The organism is Citrobacter sp. Awk 4 (assembly GCF_028069725.1).
Lineage (GTDB): Bacteria > Pseudomonadota > Gammaproteobacteria > Enterobacterales > Enterobacteriaceae > Citrobacter_D.
This window is the reverse complement of the sequence record NZ_JANEWG010000129.1, coordinates 1-966: the sequence shown is the minus strand read 5'-3', so window position 1 is coordinate 966 and position 966 is coordinate 1. Positions and strand designations below refer to the sequence as shown.

Genomic DNA, 966 nt, shown 5'->3' with positions numbered 1-966 from the left:
ATCTTAAAGTACTGAAAGTATTTCGTTCGATTGATGACACAAAAGTCATCTTGATTGACACCCTTCGCGGCCCGATTGTATTAAAAGTTTTTGCACCTAAACATAAAAAAGTAGAGCGATTTCTTAAATCGTGTATAAAAAAAGATTATTATGAAAATTTGATCTACCAAACCAATAGGGTTCGCAGTGAGGGGGTCAATTCGATTAATGACTATTATTTGCTTGCAGAGTATAAAACATTAAATTTTGCACATTATTTCATAATGCTCATTGAATATATTGAAGGTGTTGGGCTAGAGGAATACAAGGAAATACCTGAAGATATAAAACTGCAACTTGCAGAGTCAATTAAAGAATTGCATGCTCACGGTATGGTTTCAGGAGATCCTCATAAGGGAAACTTTATCGTTTCTGAAAAAGGTATTCGTTTGATAGATTTATCAGGTAAAAAAATAAGCCCTGTACTGAAGGCTAAGGATAGAATTGATCTTGAACGCCATTATGGTATAAAAAACGAAATTCAGGATTCAGGATACAACTCGTTACTCTTTAAAAAGAGATTGAAAGCGATAATCAGGGATATCAAAATAAAACTCGGATTAAAAAAGTAGTAACAATTACTGAACGAGTAAACTGCGACATAATATTATTAATGTATTGATGCTGCAATATCCATGAAAACGAAAGGTGAACGGGAATTGGATTTTAAAAAATTAACCAAATTTAAAGATATCATAGCATTGGACAGTCGTACGGTTAAATGCAATGACCGCGATACTTTTAATATTTCATGGGGAATTGATAGTAACTATCAGGTCGGTGCTGCAATATCTATCGCTTCAATTCTCGAGAATAACAAACAGAATGATATTGAATTTACATTTCATATTATTGCTGACTACCTGGACCAGGAATATGTAGAGCTCTTAACACAGCTTGCAGAACAGTATAAAACAGTTATTAAAC

Annotated in this window: 2 protein-coding genes; both read left to right on the top strand. The window is 33.2% G+C overall.

Annotation, left to right across the window (positions count from 1 at the left end):
- On the top strand, nucleotides 1-611 hold a 611-nt coding region (gene rfaY / locus NNO04_RS22465), incomplete at its 5' end, for a lipopolysaccharide core heptose(II) kinase RfaY (RefSeq protein WP_271446526.1).
- A gap of 87 nt (nucleotides 612-698) precedes the next feature.
- The coding region (locus NNO04_RS22460) for a glycosyltransferase (RefSeq protein ID WP_271446527.1) at nucleotides 699-966 on the top strand (268 nt) is incomplete at its 3' end.